The sequence below is a fragment of the Pantoea sp. RG18 genome (genome assembly GCF_025910075.1).
Classification (GTDB): domain Bacteria; phylum Pseudomonadota; class Gammaproteobacteria; order Enterobacterales; family Enterobacteriaceae; genus Pantoea; species Pantoea agglomerans.
Map to the genome: position 1 here is coordinate 147,936 of NZ_JAPCIL010000006.1, position 18,323 is coordinate 166,258.

Here is an 18,323-nt window from a genome sequence, read left to right on the forward strand (position 1 = left end):
CACGAAAGTGGAGGCCTGAGCGCCTCTGCTGCTGAAAGGGCTATCCGCAGCGCTGAGGCGTGACGGTGGGCCAGAAGTCCACGCCGGGAAGCGTGGACAGTTCGGGGCCGGCCAGGGAGGGCCGATCCCCGAACGGTTCGTCGGCACGACGTCAAAGCCGAAGGTACCGCGTGAGCGGCGCGAGGACGGCCCGGCAGCAGCAGAGGTGCTCTGGCCCGCACTGCGGCTCGCTCGCCCGGAAAAAAGCTGCCACGTTTGACCGTGACAGCCTTTACAAATCTAATCTTAACTGACCAGCATTACCCTGTTGGGCAGCGGATTTTCTTTGACAGCATAAAAAGCAGGTGCAAACGGTTGCCTGAATCCTTATGCTTAGACCCCGGCCAAAACACGCCTTTTGTTTCCCTTCTGCCGGAGCTTCACTGATGACAGCACAACCTCAGCAACTTACCCTGCGTCGCCCTGACGACTGGCATATTCATCTGCGCGACGATGAGATGCTCAACACGGTCCTGCCCTATACCAGCGCGGTGAATGGGCGTGCCATTGTGATGCCTAACCTGGTGCCACCGGTGACCAGCGTGGCAGCAGGTGAAGCGTACCGCGATCGCATCCTGGCGGCGCTGCCCGCCGATCACGCCTTTACGCCGCTGATGACCTGCTATCTGACCGACTCGCTTGATCCTGATGAGCTTGAGCGCGGTTTCACCTCCGGTCTGTTTACCGCGGCTAAGCTCTATCCGGCGCACGCTACGACGAACTCCAGCCATGGCGTTACCGATATCGCCTCCATTGCCCGCGTGCTGGAGCGGATGCAGAAGCTCGGTATGCCACTGCTGATCCACGGCGAAGTCACCGATGCGCATGTCGACATTTTTGACCGCGAAGCCCGGTTTATCGAAACGGTTATGGTGCCGCTGCGCAGCCAGTTTCCGGCACTGAAAGTGGTGATGGAGCACATTACCACTCAGGACGCCGCAGAATATGTTGCCGCCGCCGATGAGACGCTGGGCGCGACCATTACCCCGCAGCATTTGATGTTTAACCGCAATCACATGCTGGTGGGCGGTATTCGTCCGCACCTCTATTGCCTGCCGATTCTTAAACGCAACGTGCATCAGGAAGCATTGCGCAAATTAGTAGCGAGTGGTCATCCGCGCGTCTTCCTAGGCACCGACACAGCACCGCATCTGCGTCATCTCAAAGAGGCCAGTTGCGGCTGCGCGGGGGTATTTAATGCGCCAGCGTCGTTACCCGCTTACGCCACCGTTTTTGAAGAGCTGAACGCGCTGGAACATTTTGAAGCGTTCTGTTCGGAGAATGGCCCGCGTTTTTACGGCCTGCCGCTGAATGAAGGGACGATTACTTTGGTGCGTGAGTCCTGGCAGGTGCCAGAGTCCATCGCCCTCGGCAGCCATTCACTGGTGCCGTTCCTGGCGGGTGAAACGCTTAACTGGCGCATCGCATAATTTTACTTGCCTCCGGCCTGCTGATACTGTAAATATATACAGTACCTTAAACGGAGGCTGTTATGCGCGTTGAAATTACCGTATCAAATACCCGACCTCTTCCTGCTGGCGCGATAGAAGCGTTGAGCGATGAATTATCGCGCCGCATTGATGAACAGTTCCCTGACTCGACCAATCACGTCAAGGTACGTTATGCCAGTGCCAATAATCTCAGCGTGCTGGGCGGTGGAAAAGAGACGCGCGACCAGATCAGCGAGATCCTGCAGCAGACGTGGGAAAGCGCTGACGACTGGTTCAATACTGATTAACCGCCACTGTGCTTTTTTTCCGGGTGTCGCCACCCGGTTTTTTTATCTTTTCTCCCCTCTCGCACTTACCCCGTCCTGCATCTAGACTCTTAATGATCAATGCCCTATCCTTGCGCTCGTCACGCATAACAGGAGGTGCGACACCATGACTACTGATAAACCGGAAGAGGCGATGACCTTTGGTGAGTTGTTAGCACTGATTGGTGATCAGAAGCGTCGTTTAACGGTGCTGGAAAATGCCTTTTCCAGTCTGATTTTCTGTCTTGACGATCGTGCCAGTCAGCTACTGGTACACAATCTGTCGCTGGAAGCCCAAAATCAAAACCATGATGAGCAGCTTCAGCAGCACTTTGCCCGTCTGGCAGAAACACTGCAAAAACGCGGCGGCGGCGTAGTGCCAGAAACGCCGGCTCTCTGAGTCCGGTCACGCGGCTAAGCCCGCTTTTTGCCTGTCTTTTGACTGCTGATAAAAATGCCTGCCCGTCAGGCATTTTATTTTTTTACGTCCGCCTTTCAAACGCAAATATTCTGTGAGAAGCTGACTCACGGCATTTTTTAAACAGTGATACCCTCGTTTACTGTTATAATTGTTTCGCTATTGGAATAAAAAAGCCGCATTGAACCTCATCATGCACTTCGTTTAACGAGTAATAAGGAGGTTATAATGGACAGAAGAAAAGATGTTATACAGACTCACCCACTGGTGGGCTGGGATATCAGTACCGTTGACAGCTATGACGCCATGATGATCCGCCTGCACTCGTTGTCGTCGCAGGATCAAAAAGAAGAAGAAGCGGATGTTGGCCCGACATACTGGCTGACAACGGATGTGGCAAGGCAATTTATCTCGATCCTCGAAGCAGGCATCGCCAAGATAGAATCAGCCGAGCAGATAGAACGACTCCTCAAAAAGCATTAATTTCTGCCGCATCAAAGAGGCGCCCTCAGGGGTGCCTTTTTCGTTTCTGTTTCTGGTATGCTTTTGATTATCTGTCTCTTAGAGCGTAGTTACCATGATTTATGATCTTATCGTCGTTGGCAGCGGTTCCGTGGGCGCGGCGGCAGGCTACTATGCCACCCAGGCGGGTTTATCGGTGTTAATGATCGACAGCGCCCATCCTCCCCATAATCAGGGCACACATCATGGCGAGAGCCGGCTGATTCGTCACGCCTATGGTGAAGGTGAACGCTATGTCCCCCTGGTTCTGCGGGCGCAAACGCTGTGGGATGAGCTGGAACAGCGTGCCGGTGAGCGCATCATGCATCGCAGTGGCGTACTTAATCTCGCCCCGAATCAGTCGCCGTTTATTCAGAACGTCATCGACAGCGCGACCCGCTGGCAGCTCAATATTGAGGTGATGCAGCCTGATGACGTGCGCAAGCGCTGGCCACAAATCAATGTCCCTGAGGGCTATCTGGGCGTATTTGAGCCGCAGTCCGGCTATCTGAAATGTGAACAGGCGGTACGCAGCTGGATCCAACTGGCGGAGCAGGCGGGCTGCGCGCAGCTGTTTAACTGCCCGGTTTCAGAACTGGGTCGCGATGGCGATCTGCAGCAGGTCACTACCCTGGATGGCGTCTATCGGGGCCGCAAAATGTTGATCAGTGCGGGCACATGGGTTGGCAAATTAGTTCCTGACCTGCCGGTCGCGCCCACCCGCAAGGTGTTCGCCTGGTATCAGGCAGATGGCCGCTACAGTGAGAACAATAAGTTTCCCGGTTTTACGGTGGAAATGGGCGATGGCAGCCAGTTTTATGGCTTCCCGGCGGATAACAACGCCCTGAAAGTGGGTCGTCATGATGGCGGTCAGTTGATGCAGCAGCCTGAGGATCGTAAACCTTTTGGCGCGGTGGCGGCCGATGGCAGTGAAGCTTTTGGATTCCTCCGTCAGTTTTTACCTGGCGTCGGTGTCTGTCTGCATGGCGAAGCCTGCAGCTACGATTTTAGCCCGGATGAAGACTTTATTATTGATACCCTGCCGGGTGAACCAGACCGCTTGTTAATTACCGGGCTCAGTGGACACGGGTTTAAATTCGCCAGCGTATTGGGCGAACTGGCTGCAGAATTTGCCCAGCAAAAAACGTTCTCTTTTGATCTGACACCCTTCCGCCTCTCACGTTTCTGACTCTGATAAAGGGTGGTATCAGCCTGATGCCGCCCGAATGACAGACTTTGACGAAAATTGACTATTACTGACATAAAGTCAGAATATATTTCGCCCTTTTGGTTAATTCCGGCTCTTTTTAGTTGACGACCAGCGCCTCAGAAATAACTCATTCAATAATATTGCGCATTTCACACCTGATTTATTCAACCTTTTCACAATATAAAATTAAAGTTATAGAAGCGTAAGGATGATTGCTTTTATATTTCATAATGTGGATGCTTATTTCAGATTATTACTTCATGAAAACCCCATTATGTTATTACGTAATTCATCTCATCAGTTTGGCCTGGTTGCCGTGCTGCTGCACTGGTCGATGGCGCTGGCGATTTATGCCATGTTTGCGCTGGGATTATGGATGGTCGGCCTCGGCTATTACGACAGCTGGTATCACGACGCGCCTGAGATCCATAAAAGCATCGGCGTAATCCTGTTGCTGACGCTGATCATTCGCCTGCTGTGGCGCGTTATTTCACCGCCGCCAAAACCGCTTAGCAGTTATTCCCCGCTGGTACGCATCAGTTCGGTGGTGGCCCACCTGTTACTGTATACCCTGCTGCTGGCGATTCTGATCAGCGGCTATCTGATCTCCACCGCCGATGGCAAACCCATCTCAGTATTCAGCTGGTTTACCCTGCCCGCGCTGTTCAGCGGTGCTGGCGAACAGGCTGATCTTGCGGGCGACATTCACCTCTGGCTGGCCTGGACGGTTGTGGTCCTGTCACTGCTGCATGGGCTGGCTGCGGTAAAACATCACTTTATCGATCGCGATATCACCTTAAAACGGATGTCGGGTTTGCGTTTCACCTCTCCCTCTGAAAAGGATAAATAATATGTTTAAAAAGACCCTGCTGGCGATGACCGGTGCCAGTCTGCTGCTCGGCTCACTCACCGCCTCTGCCGCTGACTACAAAATCGATAAAGAGGGCCAGCACGCCTTTATTCAGTTCCGTATCCAGCATCTGGGTTACAGCTGGCTCTACGGCACCTTTAAGGATTTTGATGGCCGCTTTACCTTTGATGAGAAGAATCCTGCCGCAGATAAAGTCGACGTCACCATTAACACCAGCAGCATCGATACTAACCATGCTGAACGTGACAAGCACCTGCGCAGTGCCGACTTCCTGAACACCAGCAAAAACCCGCAGGCCACGTTCAAATCCACAGCGGTGGAAAAAGAGGGTGATGAGCTGAAGATTACTGGCGATCTTACGCTGAATGGCGTGACCAAACCGGTAACGCTCGAGGCGAAAATGCTGGGTGAAGGTAAAGATCCGTGGGGCGGCTACCGCGCTGGCTTTGAGGCTGAAGGGGAAATTGCACTGAAAGATTTCAACATCACCAAAGATCTGGGGCCAGCTTCGCAGAAGGTTCAGCTGATGATCTCGGTTGAGGGTGTACGCCAGTAAAACAGCAAGCCGCCTGAAGCTGACTTCAGGCGGCCACGCTTATTTCTTCAGCGGCGAGGGAATGGTCATGTTTAACAGGCCACGCGACTTGTTAAAGATCTTGTTGCCATTTTCACGTCCTGCCCGACGCGCGCGCTGCTCTTCCGGTGAGAGCTTCGCCTCTTCCTGGCAGATCGGGCTACAGCAGTTCTCAAACTTCTCCGCGCAGTTTTTGCACTGAATAAACAGCAGATGACAACCGTCATTGACGCAATTAACGTGAGTATCACAGGGTTCGCCGCACTGATGACAGTTCGACAACACATCGTCAGAGATCCGCTCACCCATCCGCTCATCAAAAACAAAGTTTTTGCCTTTGAAGCGTACCGGTAATCCCTGCTCACGGGCGCGTCGGGCATACTCGATGATACCGCCCTCAATGTGATAGACATCTTCAAAGCCGTTGTGCCGCATCCAGGCACTGGCCTTTTCACAGCGGATCCCGCCGGTGCAGTACATCACGATCTTTTTGTCTTTCTGATCCTGCAGCATCTCAACCGCCATCGGCAGCTGATCGCGGAAAGTATCAGCCGGCACTTCCAGCGCGTTGTCGAAGCGACCCACCTCATATTCGTAGTGGTTACGCATATCCACGAACAGGGCGTCAGGATCGTCCAGCATGGCGTTTACGTCCGCCGCTTTAAGATACTGACCCACATCGCTGGCATCAAAACTGTCGTCTTCAATACCGTCCGCGACAATGCGGTCGCGCACTTTCAGACGCAGCACCCAGAACGATTTACCATCATCATCCAGCGCAATATTCATCCGCAGGTTGTTCAGCGCCGGATCAAAGCCATACAGCCATTCTTTCATCTTTTCATACTGGCTGGCTGGCACGCTGATCTGCGCATTGATGCCTTCGTGGGCCACGTAGACGCGACCAAAGACCTTAAGAGCTGTCAGGCCAAGATAGAGCGCGTCACGGAATGCTTTGGGATCGGCAATCTGGAAATATTTATAAAAAGAGACAGTGGTGCGCGGCTCGGTTTCAGCCAGCATGCGCGCCTTCAGCTCTTTATTGGAAACGAGGTTATGTAACACTGGCATGGTGTTCGTCCTGTTATCAATAGAAGAAATTTAGCGCGCACATGATACCTGATTTCACCGGGATGCAAAGGCCAGTGACCAGATTGATCGCCTGTTGCCGTTTTTTGCAGCAACATTGGACTATTAACCTTTGTTCATTGATGGCACGTTCCGATAGTGATATTTAAGCGCACGTCAAAAACTGGCACAATGGCGTAAATCAACGAGATATCAGCACCGCACGGTGCGCGACGCAGGAAAATTAACCTTCACATGACTCAGTTGCCTCAGTTTTCACGAGAACTGCTTCACCCGCGCTATTGGCTGACCTGGCTGGGTGTCGCTTCTCTTTATCTTTTGGTGCTACTTCCTTATCCCCTGCTTTATGTTCTCGGCTGTAATATTGGCCGCATTGGGATGCGTTTTATGAAACACCGCGTCAGTATTTCCCGGCGTAATCTGGAATTAAGTTTTCCGGATATGCCGGTAAATGAACGCGAAGCGATGGTTAAACACAATTTCGAATCGGTCGGCATGGGATTAATTGAGACCGGTATGGCGTGGTTCTGGCCTGACTGGCGCATCAATAAATGGCATACGCCTTCGGGGCTGGAGCATATTCAGCAGGCGCGCGATAGCCAGCGCGGCGTGCTGCTTATCGGCATGCACTTTCTGACGCTGGAGATTGGTGCACGCATGTTTGGTATCCATAACCCTGGCATTGGCGTCTATCGCCCGAATGACAACAAACTGATCGACTGGCTTCAGGTCAAAGGTCGGATGCGGTCGAATAAAAGCATGCTCGATCGTAAAGATCTCAAAGGAATGATCCGCGCACTGAAACAGGGTGACATTATCTGGTATGCGCCCGACCACGATTATGGCCCGCGCAGCAGCGTCTTTGTCCCCTTCTTTGGCGTGGAAAAAGCAGCCACAACGGTGGGCACTCATCTGCTGATCCGCACCGGTAAACCGGCTGTCATCCCTTTCGTACCGCGTCGTCTGCCTGGAGGTCGCGGCTATGAACTGATGATACTGCCTGACATCAGCGGCGAATTTACGCTGGAAAGTGATGTCGCAACCGCAACCAGAATGAATCAGGTTGTTGAAGAGGGTGTGCTGCTGGCACCTGAACAGTATATGTGGCTCCACCGCCGCTTTAAAACGCGCCCCGAGGGCGAACCCTCCCGTTATTAATCTGTTCGCGCTAAATGTCTGTCAGGCATTTAGCGCGTTTTACTCCCCTGCTAAATAAATCACTCATGGCTGACTCAGCCTGTAAGCGAAACCGCAGGTCCAGTAATTAATAAACACCTATATTGATAATATAATTTCTCTCTGTTTAAAGTTAAAACTACTTATCAATTAACAGGACGGCAGGCGGCATTCAGCCTGTTTCGCTTTTTATTAATTAATATTGCAGCGAGTGCTATTAAATGCGTGATGGCGCTGATTATTCTGCACGCCAGGCCTAATCCTATTTAGCTGGTCTTAACGGTGTCTCACCGCTTATGAATCGATAAAAATTAACTTATTTTACAAGCGATTGCCTTGCTGATTTAGCTTATATTCCATTTTACATTTTTTTAACACCCCGATAGACCATTATGGAATTTGAACTCATTAATGCTTATCGGTAGTTTCGTTTGTAACAGTCAGGCCTTTAAGGGCTCTGGCCAGAATTATAAAAAAGACAACACAGCAAACCTCTAATGGGACAGTTAATATGAACAAAGGTCTCTACTATTACGTTACAATCGGTACCGATCAGGAAAATTATCACTTTCTTCATCGTAAAGGGTGCAAGCGTATGCCTGATAAAGAAGAGGTCATATTTATCGGCACGTTATATAATTTGAGTCAGGCCCTCTCCATCGCCAGAATTAATTTTAAGAAAGTTAAGCCATGTATAAAATGTTGTATCCGCTACTCAGCCCCCGTGATTCATGAGTCCGTTCAACCTGTTTTGCATTTCCCGCAAAAGATGATCTGACCCTGACTGGCGGGAAATGGCTTATTTCCCGCCAGTTGCACCGGCCTGACCTTTCCCTCCTTCAGATTTCGTCTATCCTTCACTGAAATCAAATAAATCCATAGTCAAAGACCCGTGAAGGAGAAGAGCGATGAGCATGTACAGTACCTTAGAGGAAGCCATCGATGCTGCACGTGAAGAGTTCCTCGCTAACCACCCGGAGCTCGAGGAAGGGGATGCATCGATCAGTCAGTTTGGTCTGCAAAAGTATGTGATGCAGGATGGCGATATCATGTGGCAGGCTGAGTTCATGGCGGAAGAAGGTGAAGCAGGCGAATGTCTGCCTTACCGTAGCGGTGAAGCGGCACAGGCCATTTTTGATGCAGATTTTGACGAAGTTGAACTACGTCAGGAGTGGTTAGCAGAAAATACCCTGCACGAGTGGGATGACGGCGAGTTCCAGCTGGAGCCGCCGCTGGACACCGAAGAGGGTGAAGCCGCCGCGCAAGAGTGGGAAGATGATAACAGCGATTCCGATCGCAGTTACTCGTAAGGACCGTGGCTGGCATCCACCGGTAGCAACAGGGTATCAACCACCAGCGACAGCGGCAGGTCGAGGATCGTCAGGACCCGCCATCCGCTGTCGCGAACATCCCACTGTACGCCGGGATAGTACTGATTACCGTGCCCCTGCCCGGGAATGGTACGGCTGATAATACTGCCGCATCCGCTTAAGCAGAGTACAGCCACGACGATAACACCCGCCTTTAAGCACCCTTTCACCACTCATATCCGCCATGAAGAAACAGCCATTGAGATCGTCACGCGCTGCTCGCGGTGACTGCCAGCAATAAATTTATCAGCCAATCGCTGTTTTAATCCGATAAAAAAAGCGGCATCGCTGCCGCTTTTTCAGATTACGCGTTGTTTGCCAGCGCGTTGGGGTTGAGCGTGAGTTTTTGATAACTCTCAACCCACTGATGATACTTGTCCGCATCTTCCCACAGTCGGGTATGAACACGGGCCAGCACCACCGGATCGCTGATCAACTGCAGACGCTGTTCGCGGCCCAGTTTATCCGGCGCATCGCTCAGCGCCTGATCAACCCGACGGTCACGCGCATAGTCCAGTAACTGACTCTGCTTGTGGCGCGATGTGGCCAGTGCCGTTGCCAGCGCGTTGAAAGCAGGATGGAATAAGGCATGCATAAAGCCATTTTCCAGCGCGCGCTCACGGTTCAGCACCACATAGCGATCGGTATCCACCAGCTCCTGCGGCGGCGAGTACTCTTCCGGGATCAGGAACAGCTTCGCTTTCTTGCTCTTAATGCCCAGCGTTGCGCGGCTCGACATGACCGAGACAAACGGCGACAGAATCAGTGAGAACACGATCGGTGCCAGCCACCACAGGAAGTTAAGATCCAGCAGTCCCATACCAATCGCCCACACCAGACCCAATGCCATCTGCGAACCGTGACGTTTAAACGCCTCGCTCCACGGTGTTGCATCGTCATCACGCTGCGGTGAGTTCCACACCACTTCCCAGCCGAGGAAGGCGCTGACCACAAACACCGTATGGAACAGCATACGCACTGGTGCCAGCAGCACCGAGAACAGCGTTTCCAGCACCAGTGAAGCCAGCAGCCGCAGAGGTCCGCCGTAGGCCTTCGATCCTTTAAACCAGATCAACACGACACTCAGCATTTTCGGCAGGAACAGCAGCACCATGGTGGTTGAGAACAGCGCTATCGCCAGCTCCGGACGCCACTGCGGCCAGACCGGGAAGAGCTGCCGCGGTTGCAGGAAGTAGGTCGGTTCCATCAGCGTATGCACTACCTGCAGGGCAGTGGAGAGCGCCAGGAACATAAACCATAGCGGAGCCGAGAGGTAGGACATCACACCCGTCAGGAACACCGCACGGTGTACCGGGTGCATCCCTTTCACCAGGAACAGGCGGAAGTTCATCAGGTTGCCGTGACACCAGCGGCGGTCACGTTTCAGCTCATCCAGCAGGTTCGGTGGCAGTTCTTCATAGGATCCCGGCAGGTCATAGGCAATCCAGACGCCCCAACCGGCACGACGCATCAGCGCAGCTTCTACGAAGTCATGCGACATGATTGAACCCGCAAAGGAGCCCTCTCCCGGTAACGGTGCCAGGGCACAGTGCTCAATAAAGGGTTTCACGCGGATAATGGCGTTGTGACCCCAGTAGTGAGACTCACCCAGCTGCCAGAAGTGCAGACCGGCGGTGAACAACGGACCGTAGACGCGGGTCGCAAACTGCTGACAGCGTGCATAAAGCGTATCCATACCCGATGCTTTCGGCGACGACTGGATGATCCCGGCATTCGGGTTGGCATCCATCATGCGTACCAGACCGGTGAGACACTCTCCGCTCATGACGCTATCGGCATCCAGCACCACCATGTAGCTGTAGTTGCTGCCCCAGCGACGGCAGAAGTCATCGATGTTTCCGCTTTTACGCTTCACGCGACGACGACGACGGCGATAGAAAATCTTGCCTGCCCCGCCAACATCCCGCACCAGTTCCATCCAGGCTTTCTGTTCGGCAATCGCGATATCCGCATCGTAACTGTCGCTGAGGATGTAGACGTCGAAGTGTTCAGCGTTACCGGTACGAACCACCGACTCCCAGGTCGCACGCAGACCGGCGTAAACACGCTCAACGTCTTCATTACAGATCGGCATAATCAGCGCGGTACGATGTTCCGGGTTAAGCGGTTCATCTCCGACCGTTGAGTAAGAGATACTGTATTTATCACGTCCAATCAGCAGCTGCAGGAAGCCCATCAACGCCGTCCAGAAACCGGCAGAGACCCAGCAGAAAAGTATGGCGAACAGGAACAGGATGCCGGTCTGCAACAAATAAGGCAGGATCTGCATCACTGACTGCTGCCAGTTCTGATTGATCATCTCCATCGGATCCAGAAGCGTCCAGCCCTGATACGGCAGAATACTCTTCATGTACCAGGTGGCGACCACGGTCTGGAAAATGGTCAGGATCAGCAGAATGTAGCGGCGAATTGAACCGACATGACGCCACTTCTCCTCGGCACGCCGCTCTTCGGCATTGCTATAACGCGGCACCGATTTGTGTCCACGCAGTGAGTCCCAGGCACGGGCGACCGGGTTGGTACGCCAGGCTTCCGGGAACATCAGTGAGCGTTTGACCTTCGGCATCGCCTTCAGCGTGGTGCGGTCGAGGTAATCTTTACCCAACTGCTGACCTTCGGCCAGCGAATCGGGCCAGGCCATTTCAACCCGCGATGAGACCGATTTTAACGGCGCATCGTCGGGACGGTCACTGGCTGCGACATCCCTGCCCAGCACATCATGGATGAAGTGGAACTCGCTGGCATTCTGCAATGAGACGCTCAGTCGGGCCTTCCCTGCCGCATCCAGCGGCAGAGATTCCACATAACGTTGAGGTGTAAAAGTCGATTTATTCATTGGCAGGTAACTGATAGCTCCAGGTTTCCGTCAATGTCTTGTCGCCGCTAACCAAGGCCGCACGCATTTCGGTGGACTGCTTGGCATCTTTCACACGCAGACGCAACACCAGACGCCAGCCTTTGGTGACCGGGTTATAACGTACGCTCTGCTCAACCACATCAGCATTTTTACCCACGCTGACCTGCGGTGCCACCTGACTGTTTTCCGCCATCTTGCTCATGTCTTTACCCACGAAGTCGATGGTGAAAGCCACGGTGCCATCCGGCTGACGCACCAGATTAGACTGCTTCACGTCACCCGCTGAACGCAGGGTATTTTTGACCCAGGCGGTATCATCGGAGTGCAGCTGGTTTTCGTCGCGCGAGAAGTGCAGACGATATTTGAAGTTCATCTCTTTGCCAGGCTCTGGCAGCGTCTCCGGCGTCCAGAACGCAACGATGTTGTCGTTGGTTTCATCTGCCGTCGGGATTTCAACCAGTTCAACCCGGCCTTTACCCCAGTCGCCTATTGGCTCAACCCAGCCGCTTGGACGAAGATCATAGCGGTCATCAAGATCCTGATAGTTGTTAAAGTCACGCCCACGCTGCAGCAGACCAAACCCTTTCGGATTCTCGATGGTGAAGGTGCTCACTGCCAGATGACGCGGGTTGTTCAGCGGACGCCAAATCCACTCCCCGTTGCCATTGTGGATAGAGAGACCGTCAGAGTCGTGCAGTGCCGGACGGAAGTTGTTCACCGTCGATGGCTGGTTCTGACCAAACAGGAACATACTGGTCAGCGGTGCAACACCCAGTTTGCCGACGTTATCACGCAGGTAAACTTTTGACTGCACATCAACCGTTGAAGCGTCACCCGGATGCAGCACAAAGCGATACGCACCCGCCGCACGCGGCGAATCGAGCAGTGCGTAGATCACCAGCTGTTTGTCCTGTGGTTTAGGACGCTGAATCCAGAACTCTTTAAAGCGCGGGAACTCTTCACCGGACGGCAGCGCCGTATCGATGGCAAGTCCACGCGCCGACAGGCCATAAACCTGACCGGCACCGATGACACGGAAATAGCTCGCGCCCAGGAAGCTGGCGATCTCATCGTTTTTACCCTTGTTGTTGAGTGGGTAAAGTACTTTGAAACCGGCAAAACCGAGGTTTTTTACCGCATCTGCGTCATGTTTTACATTACCGAAATTAAAATAATCGGGGTTGTATTTAATCTCGCGCACCGCGCTGGCGGTCACTTCGTTGATCTGCACCGGGGTATCGAAATACATTCCCTGATGATAAAACTCCAGCTTGAACGGCGTGCGCAGTTTGCCCCAATACGCTTTATCGTGGTTAAACTGGATCTGCTGATAATCAGCAAATTTCATTTCACGAAATTGAGAGGGTAAATTGCTTTTAGGCGCTTCGAAGCTTTTCCCTGCCAACGCTTTGGCTTGTTTGGCAACATCGTCGATGTTAAACGCCCAACTGTTATTGGCGTACAACGCCAGCAGAACTGCAGTACCAATCCAGCGTACCTTCATCAGTCCGGCTTTATTTTTTTCTTTAGTCAGCACATCCCCCCCTTTCGTGTGCTTAAATCAAACCCGTTTATCTTAAAGGATTATTCGGTTTTCCGACAGCTTATGCGCAACATTGTTCCCGCATTTCGTCAGGCTTAACCCTGCTTTTAGGACAATTAGACACTACGGATTCCACTGATAGTATACCTGGTTTATCCCAGGTAGAATTTTCACAGAGCATAATCCGGTTTCAGGGTGAAACCGGTTAAACGTACTAACGAACTGGAACTTTATGAGTACTGTAAAACCTGAACGTGAATACTTCCTCGACTCCATCCGCGCGTATCTGATGTTACTGGGGGTGCCGTTTCACGTTTCCCTCATCTACTCTGCGCAGAAATGGGCAGTAAACAGTCATGAAGCGTCGTTATGGCTGACGCTGCTGAATGATTTTATTCATGCGTTTCGTATGCAGGTGTTTTTCGTCATTTCGGGCTATTTCTCCTACATGCTGTATCTGCGCTATCAGCCACGTCGCTTCCTGAAGGTGCGTCTGGAACGGGTAGGTATCCCAATGCTGACCGCCATTCCGCTGCTGACGCTGCCGCAATTTTTTATGCTGAAAGAGTGGACGGATAAGCTGGCTGACTGGCCCCGTTTCACGCCCTATCAGAAGTTTAATAACCTGATGTGGGAGCTGATTTCACACCTGTGGTTCCTGGTGGTGCTGGTGATGCTGACCACGCTGGGGATGGTGACCTTCCGCTGGCTGCGCGATCAGCATCGCACCATTGATTATTCGCGGGTTGGCTGGGGATCGCTGACGGCGGGCGTACTGGCGTGGGCACTGCTCTGGTGCGTGTTCCGGCGTCTGGTGTTTATTTTCCAGCCTGCGTGGCTGATGGATGGTTTGTTTAGCATCATAGTGATGCAGACACTCTTCTATCTGCCGTTCTTTATGCTGGGAGCGCTGGCGTGGAAACATCCCCCGCTGAAGCAGCTGTTTGTCCGCTTCAATCTGGTGATGTGGGTCGGTGCGCTGCTGATGTTTGCGGCCTATTGCGCCAACCAGCGACTGAGCAGCGGTGAGGGCTGGTTGTATGAGCTGGATGCGATTATCTCGACGCTGATGGGCATTTGCATGCTGAATGTCTGCTTCTGCTTTGGTCATAAGCTGCTGAATTCACATTCGCCGCGCATTATGTATCTGGTCAATGCGTCACTGTTTATCTATCTGGTGCACCATCCGCTGACGCTACTGTATGGCATTTACGTGACGCCACGGATTGAAAATAACACGCTGGGCTTCTTCGTTGGCCTGCTGATGGTGTTTGGCATCGCGTTTCTGCTGTATGAGATTCACCTGCGCATCCCGCTGCTGCGGTTCCTGTTCTCGGGGAAATTTGAGCGTAAACAAGCACAATGACAGGCGATCAGTGACCTCGGGCCATAAGTGAGGTCAGGCTATAAATGATGTGTCTCACAGACAGCTTAAGAGTTTAAAGCGATGGGCGCATACGCCAGTAGCAAAGCATAGCGGGCCAGGGACAAAAACGCCGGGAGCGTTTTTGAACAAAGCAACGCGTTGGCCCGGCAACGGGCGCACCTCAGGGATGAGGTGCGTAATCGCCCGCGCTGAGCCCGCCAGGGATGGCGGGTTTTGCGTCTTTACGGAGGGCGCATGCTTCCTGAGCCAGCGCCTGTACCCAGGCAAGGTCCAGCTTACAGCAGCCACTCAATCGGCAGTCGCCACACCAGGCGTACCTGCAGGCGCTGCCACCAGGAGCAGCCTGGCTCGTGTTTATGCACAATCTGCTCCGGCTCACCCGGATACTCCAGCCAGTTTACCCTGCCCCACTTATCCAGCCGCAGCGTCCATGCCCGATCGCGCATTGACTGGCTGAAACGCTGATGCGTCTCTCCGGCGAGCGCCGCACTCTCAATCACCAGTCCCATTTCCGTATTCAGCACCGCTGAACGGGGATCGAAGTTAAACGAGCCGATAAACAGCGTCTGTTGATCCACTGAGAAGGTTTTGGCATGCAGGCTGGAGCCGGAGTTACCGGTTAATCCCCGGTCGTGCGGGGCATCAGGCACGCCCGCCTGCGGTTTCAGCTCATAGAGCGCAATACCATGACGCAGCAATTTTTTGCGCCACTTAGCGTAGCCGGCATGGACAATCGACACATCGTTAGCCGCCAGCGAATTGGTCAGAATGGCAATTTTTACCCCTTTGCGCTTCAGCGACAGCAGCTGAGCGACCCCTGCGCGGGTCGGCACGAAATAGGCCGAGATGATGTCGAACTGCTTTTGCGGCGTGCCTATCACCTCCAGCATTCGCTGCGGCAGCAGGCTTCTGGCACGCGCTTTGCCCAGCCCTTTACGCGGATCATCGCTCAGCAGTCGCGCTTTTGCCCAGGTCAGAGCCAGCGTGCCCTCTTCCAGCTCCTGCAGCAGCGAAGAATTTTCCAGCCGCTGAAGATAGCGCTGCACCGGTTCACTGTGACGCCACTCTGCTGGCAGACTCACACTGTCCTCTTCCGGCTCCTCTTCATCCAGCACCTGCTGCAGCGGAGAGACCGGCTTGCTGCGCCAGTAGCGCTCAAAATCCTCTGCGACTTCTTTAACCACCGGGCCTATTGCCATGACGTCGAGATCGGCAAACAGCGGTTCATTGCCAGTGCCGAAATATTCGTCGCCGATATTGCGCCCACCGACCACGGTCGTGACGCCATCCACCGTAAAGCTTTTGTTGTGCATGCGGCGGTTCAGACGGGCAAAGTCGGTGAGATAACCCAGCGCGCGCAGGGTGCGAAACGAGAATGGATTAAACAGTCGCACCTCAATGTTGGGATGGCGGTTGAGCTGGGCCAGCGTGTCGTCCAGGCCCGGCGTATTGTTGTCATCCAGCAGCAGCCGCACTTTCACCCCGCGTCGGGCAGCTTCCAGCACGGCGCTGAACAGCAACCGGCCAGAGAGATCGTTTTGCCAGATGTAATACTGGATATCGAGTGAACGCTCCGCTTTTTGCATCAGCAGATAGCGGGCAGCAAAAGCATCCAGCCCGTCGCTCAGCTGATGGACGCCGCTCAGACCCGGATGGCGCAGACACTCTGGCTCCAGCTGTGTTTCCAGCCAGCTGGACCGTTCCAATGGCTGGGAGAGCTCAAACGCTTCGGTCATGACATTTCCCTGTAAAATGCAGTTATTTTTATTATTCCCCGGTCCGACCTCTGATGCTATTCCTCTGTTCTGAGTTAGTGAGGGGTCACGGGCGTTTTTTAGTCTAGACTTAACCGGACGATCTGTGACCGGTATTATCCCGGCAGGAGAGGAATATGTCTCATCAATCCCTTACAGATGCCCGCCAGCGCTATCATCCCAGCCTGTTTCGCAGCTTTTTCCAGGGCAGTTTCCCCTGTTCCACTGCCTGCCGTACGCCCGGTAAACGGCTGGATATGGTGATCAGCAGCGGACACGATATGCTGCTGGAAAAAGATTATGCCGCCCTGGCTGAGCAGCATCTGCTCACCGCCCGCGACGGTGCGCGCTGGCATCTGATCGAAAAGATCCCTGGCCAGTATGACTGGCAGAGCTTTCTGCCGATGGTCGACGCCGCGCGACGTCAGCAGATGGAGATCATCTGGGAGCTGGCTCATTTCGGTTATCCCGATCATCTTAATATCTGGAAAGCCGAATTTGTTGACCATTTTAGTCGTTTCGCCCGTGCGATGGCACAACTGATGCGCGATCAGGGCATCGAACGCCCCTTCTTTACACCGGTTAATCAAATCTCATTCTGGTCATGGGCCGGGGCGGATGTGGCCTGGTTTAATCCTCATGCTGCGCAGCGCGGTAAAGAGCTGAAGCGCCAGCTGGTTCGCGCCTCGCTGGCGGCGATACATGCCATTCGCGAGGTCTATCCGGAGGCGCGTTTTGTACTGACTGACCCGCTGGTGCAGATCGCTCATCATCCTGATAATCCGGACAGCAAACCCTATGCCGATGCGCAGCATCAGGCGCAGTTCGAAGCCTGGGACATGCTGGCCGGTCGCGTCGATAAGGAGCTAGGCGGCAGTGAAGATTGCCTGGATATCCTCGGCCTGAACTACTATCCCGATAACCACTGGTTTTTCCCCGACCAGCCGATGTCGCTGGAGGATCCGGAGCGTGTGCCGCTGCATATCCTGCTGGCGCAGTGCTGGCAGCGCTACCAGCGTCCGATGCTGATTGCCGAAACCGGCGCTGAGGGTGAGGCGCGTGCCCCCTGGCTGCAGGAGATCAGTGAAAACGTGGCGGTGGCGCTGGATCAGGGCATTGCGGTGGAGGGGATTTCGCTCTATCCGGTAGTGGAGTATCCCGCCTGGGCCGATGACCGGCGTTCCCCTGGCCCGCTGTTGGGATTAGCCGATCCCAATGGCAACCGTAATCTGCATGAGCCGCTGGCGCTGGTATTGCGCAGTCAGCAGATTAAGTTTGCGACACGAAATCAGACGTGCTGAGAAGGTGGCTTTTTAGGGTAACAGGAGCGAACGTCGAGAGAGGGATCGGCAGGATGACGTACGTCGGTCAGCCAGACCATGGTAAACAGGAAGGTCACCCCGATCAGGCAGGCCGCCAGCAAACCGATAATTGCGATTAATTTGTCATCTCCGGAGTCCATCGCCTTCTCCTTATTCAATCCGTTGAATCCCTGTGCGTGTCAGCTCATCCAGAGCGTAATCATCAGGACAAAGATTATAAGCGTTACCGAGGTCACCGCAAGCACCACTATCGCAAAGTGCGCATCGTCAAGTGACTGGCGAATTGGCTCATCGTGATCGTCGGGTGGCAAGGGTAAAGACATAACTATCCTGTGAAAAACATGGGCCGCCGGGAGTGATGCGGTGAGTGACAGTGTAGATGAAAGGCTGATTATCGTCCGGTTCTTTCGTCCGAAAAATAAACTGGCCCGTGCC

19 protein-coding genes are annotated in these 18,323 nt (G+C 53.6%); 12 read left to right on the forward strand and 7 right to left on the reverse strand.

The annotated features are described in order from the left end of the window. Window positions 1-425 precede the first annotated feature (425 nt). From pyrC to OK409_RS07380, 7 genes are all read left to right on the forward strand, one after another. Window positions 426-1,469: a dihydroorotase gene (gene pyrC, locus OK409_RS07350; protein ID WP_089414335.1), complete on the forward strand. Its 1,044-nt coding sequence runs from the start codon at window positions 426-428 to the stop codon at window positions 1,467-1,469. 62 nt (window positions 1,470-1,531) lie between these two features. After that, the gene (dinI, locus tag OK409_RS07355) at window positions 1,532-1,777 is read left to right on the forward strand and encodes a DNA damage-inducible protein I (RefSeq protein WP_010246395.1); all 246 of its coding nucleotides are present in this window, start codon (window positions 1,532-1,534) and stop codon (window positions 1,775-1,777) included. Between the two features lie 145 nt (window positions 1,778-1,922). Then, complete coding sequence (locus OK409_RS07360) at window positions 1,923-2,195, forward strand: hypothetical protein (protein ID WP_010246397.1); 273 nt, start codon at window positions 1,923-1,925, stop codon at window positions 2,193-2,195. 246 nt (window positions 2,196-2,441) lie between these two features. Next, window positions 2,442-2,696, forward strand: coding sequence for a biofilm formation regulator BssS (bssS, locus tag OK409_RS07365; protein ID WP_010246399.1), 255 nt, complete (start codon window positions 2,442-2,444; stop codon window positions 2,694-2,696). Window positions 2,697-2,790: 94 nt separating this feature from the next. Continuing rightward, window positions 2,791-3,903 carry an N-methyl-L-tryptophan oxidase gene (gene solA, locus OK409_RS07370; RefSeq protein ID WP_264366930.1) on the forward strand — a complete coding sequence of 371 codons (1,113 nt, stop codon included), beginning with the start codon at window positions 2,791-2,793 and terminating at the stop codon, window positions 3,901-3,903. 295 nt (window positions 3,904-4,198) lie between these two features. Continuing rightward, the gene (locus OK409_RS07375; protein ID WP_052270900.1) at window positions 4,199-4,774 is read left to right on the forward strand and encodes a cytochrome b; all 576 of its coding nucleotides are present in this window, start codon (window positions 4,199-4,201) and stop codon (window positions 4,772-4,774) included. A 1-nt stretch (window position 4,775) separates the two neighbouring features. Then, entirely contained in the window at window positions 4,776-5,351 is a 576-nt protein-coding gene (locus tag OK409_RS07380; RefSeq protein ID WP_022625884.1) for a YceI family protein, read from the forward strand. A 39-nt stretch (window positions 5,352-5,390) separates the two neighbouring features. On the opposite strand, the gene OK409_RS07385 is transcribed toward OK409_RS07380, so the two are convergent. After that, the gene (locus OK409_RS07385) at window positions 5,391-6,440 is read right to left on the reverse strand and encodes a rhodanese-related sulfurtransferase (RefSeq protein WP_256844817.1); all 1,050 of its coding nucleotides are present in this window, start codon (window positions 6,438-6,440) and stop codon (window positions 5,391-5,393) included. 252 nt (window positions 6,441-6,692) lie between these two features. On the opposite strand from OK409_RS07385, the gene OK409_RS07390 reads away from it, so the two are divergent. From OK409_RS07390 to OK409_RS07400, 3 genes are all read left to right on the forward strand, one after another. Further along, window positions 6,693-7,616 (forward strand): Kdo(2)-lipid IV(A) acyltransferase, encoded by a 924-nt coding sequence (locus tag OK409_RS07390; RefSeq protein WP_010246409.1) that lies wholly within the window; start codon window positions 6,693-6,695, stop codon window positions 7,614-7,616. A 529-nt stretch (window positions 7,617-8,145) separates the two neighbouring features. Next, window positions 8,146-8,412 carry a hypothetical protein gene (locus OK409_RS07395; RefSeq protein WP_010669830.1) on the forward strand — a complete coding sequence of 89 codons (267 nt, stop codon included), beginning with the start codon at window positions 8,146-8,148 and terminating at the stop codon, window positions 8,410-8,412. A 130-nt stretch (window positions 8,413-8,542) separates the two neighbouring features. Further along, on the forward strand, window positions 8,543-8,944 hold the full coding sequence (locus tag OK409_RS07400; protein WP_010246413.1) for a MysB family protein: 402 nt from the start codon (window positions 8,543-8,545) through the stop codon (window positions 8,942-8,944). On the opposite strand, the gene OK409_RS07405 is transcribed toward OK409_RS07400, so the two are convergent. The 3 genes from OK409_RS07405 to OK409_RS07415 form a co-directional block, all read right to left on the reverse strand. Then, entirely contained in the window at window positions 8,935-9,174 is a 240-nt protein-coding gene (locus tag OK409_RS07405) for a YceK/YidQ family lipoprotein (protein WP_033779799.1), read from the reverse strand. The genes OK409_RS07400 and OK409_RS07405 overlap by 10 nt on opposite strands. A gap of 134 nt (window positions 9,175-9,308) precedes the next feature. Then, window positions 9,309-11,861, reverse strand: coding sequence for a glucans biosynthesis glucosyltransferase MdoH (mdoH, locus tag OK409_RS07410; RefSeq protein WP_010669828.1), 2,553 nt, complete (start codon window positions 11,859-11,861; stop codon window positions 9,309-9,311). Next, a complete protein-coding gene (locus tag OK409_RS07415; RefSeq protein WP_170933489.1) occupies window positions 11,854-13,389 on the reverse strand; it encodes a glucan biosynthesis protein G in 1,536 nt (511 codons plus the stop codon). The genes mdoH and OK409_RS07415 overlap by 8 nt, the downstream gene beginning before the upstream one ends. A 268-nt stretch (window positions 13,390-13,657) precedes the next feature. Here OK409_RS07415 and mdoC point away from each other — a divergent pair, with 268 nt between their 5' ends. Further along, on the forward strand, window positions 13,658-14,791 hold the full coding sequence (gene mdoC, locus OK409_RS07420; protein WP_010246421.1) for a glucans biosynthesis protein MdoC: 1,134 nt from the start codon (window positions 13,658-13,660) through the stop codon (window positions 14,789-14,791). Window positions 14,792-15,087: 296 nt separating this feature from the next. On the opposite strand, the gene OK409_RS07425 is transcribed toward mdoC, so the two are convergent. Then, on the reverse strand, window positions 15,088-16,548 hold the full coding sequence (locus OK409_RS07425) for a phospholipase D family protein (protein WP_010246423.1): 1,461 nt from the start codon (window positions 16,546-16,548) through the stop codon (window positions 15,088-15,090). A 155-nt stretch (window positions 16,549-16,703) separates the two neighbouring features. On the opposite strand from OK409_RS07425, the gene OK409_RS07430 reads away from it, so the two are divergent. Next, entirely contained in the window at window positions 16,704-17,867 is a 1,164-nt protein-coding gene (locus tag OK409_RS07430; RefSeq protein ID WP_010669826.1) for a beta-glucosidase, read from the forward strand. Here OK409_RS07430 and OK409_RS07435 read toward each other — a convergent pair. Together OK409_RS07435 and OK409_RS07440 are read right to left on the reverse strand one after the other, a co-directional pair. After that, on the reverse strand, window positions 17,855-18,028 hold the full coding sequence (locus OK409_RS07435) for a hypothetical protein (RefSeq protein ID WP_010246427.1): 174 nt from the start codon (window positions 18,026-18,028) through the stop codon (window positions 17,855-17,857). The genes OK409_RS07430 and OK409_RS07435 overlap by 13 nt on opposite strands. Before the next feature lie 39 nt (window positions 18,029-18,067). Next, window positions 18,068-18,211: a hypothetical protein gene (locus tag OK409_RS07440; RefSeq protein ID WP_010246429.1), complete on the reverse strand. Its 144-nt coding sequence runs from the start codon at window positions 18,209-18,211 to the stop codon at window positions 18,068-18,070. Window positions 18,212-18,323: the final 112 nt, after the last annotated feature.

Coding starts and splice junctions, on each gene's coding strand:
- OK409_RS07430 (WP_010669826.1), top strand. CDS start 16,704: ATGTCTCATCAATCCCTTACAGATGCCCGCCAGCGCTATCATCCCAGC.
- OK409_RS07400 (WP_010246413.1), top strand. CDS start 8,543: ATGAGCATGTACAGTACCTTAGAGGAAGCCATCGATGCTGCACGTGAA.
- OK409_RS07425 (WP_010246423.1), bottom strand. CDS start 16,548: ATGACCGAAGCGTTTGAGCTCTCCCAGCCATTGGAACGGTCCAGCTGG.
- dinI (WP_010246395.1), top strand. CDS start 1,532: ATGCGCGTTGAAATTACCGTATCAAATACCCGACCTCTTCCTGCTGGC.
- pyrC (WP_089414335.1), top strand. CDS start 426: ATGACAGCACAACCTCAGCAACTTACCCTGCGTCGCCCTGACGACTGG.
- OK409_RS07360 (WP_010246397.1), top strand. CDS start 1,923: ATGACTACTGATAAACCGGAAGAGGCGATGACCTTTGGTGAGTTGTTA.
- OK409_RS07375 (WP_052270900.1), top strand. CDS start 4,199: ATGTTATTACGTAATTCATCTCATCAGTTTGGCCTGGTTGCCGTGCTG.
- OK409_RS07440 (WP_010246429.1), bottom strand. CDS start 18,211: ATGTCTTTACCCTTGCCACCCGACGATCACGATGAGCCAATTCGCCAG.
- solA (WP_264366930.1), top strand. CDS start 2,791: ATGATTTATGATCTTATCGTCGTTGGCAGCGGTTCCGTGGGCGCGGCG.
- bssS (WP_010246399.1), top strand. CDS start 2,442: ATGGACAGAAGAAAAGATGTTATACAGACTCACCCACTGGTGGGCTGG.
- OK409_RS07395 (WP_010669830.1), top strand. CDS start 8,146: ATGAACAAAGGTCTCTACTATTACGTTACAATCGGTACCGATCAGGAA.
- OK409_RS07385 (WP_256844817.1), bottom strand. CDS start 6,440: ATGCCAGTGTTACATAACCTCGTTTCCAATAAAGAGCTGAAGGCGCGC.
- OK409_RS07390 (WP_010246409.1), top strand. CDS start 6,693: ATGACTCAGTTGCCTCAGTTTTCACGAGAACTGCTTCACCCGCGCTAT.
- OK409_RS07435 (WP_010246427.1), bottom strand. CDS start 18,028: ATGGACTCCGGAGATGACAAATTAATCGCAATTATCGGTTTGCTGGCG.
- OK409_RS07380 (WP_022625884.1), top strand. CDS start 4,776: ATGTTTAAAAAGACCCTGCTGGCGATGACCGGTGCCAGTCTGCTGCTC.
- mdoH (WP_010669828.1), bottom strand. CDS start 11,861: ATGAATAAATCGACTTTTACACCTCAACGTTATGTGGAATCTCTGCCG.
- mdoC (WP_010246421.1), top strand. CDS start 13,658: ATGAGTACTGTAAAACCTGAACGTGAATACTTCCTCGACTCCATCCGC.